Here is a 335-nt window from a genome sequence, read left to right as displayed (position 1 = left end):
GGGATCTGTCGGGTAAGCGTGATGGAGACGCGCTCATCCGGGCGATCGCGGGGCTCGGCAAGGGCCTGGGCATGACCACGGTCGCCGAAGGCGTCGAGACGCCCGAGCAAATGCAGCGAATTCGCGATGAAGGCTGCACTGACGTGCAGGGTTACCTCATCAGCCGGCCAATACCGGCTGATGATCTTTTGCAATTCATCGCGAGCTACCAGCCCTAATCCTGATCCACCTAACTAGTCGGATGTCCCATGAGTGAGCTCTATCGCCTCGTCTACGCCAGCAAGAACCTGTTTCACGGATCTGAGGCCGAACTGACGGCCGTTGTCGGGCAAATA

1 protein-coding gene is annotated in these 335 nt (G+C 59.1%); it reads left to right on the top strand.

The genetic code is table 11. The features are described from left to right. Positions 1 to 218: EAL domain-containing protein (locus tag MKK65_RS20750; protein ID WP_243960027.1), on the top strand; the 218-nt coding region annotated here is incomplete at its 5' end. Between the last annotated feature and the right edge of the window lie 117 nt (positions 219 to 335).

Origin of the sequence: Methylobacterium sp. J-001, from assembly GCF_022829565.1 — a bacterium.
Taxonomy (GTDB): Bacteria; Pseudomonadota; Alphaproteobacteria; order Rhizobiales; family Beijerinckiaceae; genus Methylobacterium.
This window is presented reverse-complemented; position numbering and strand designations above follow the sequence as displayed.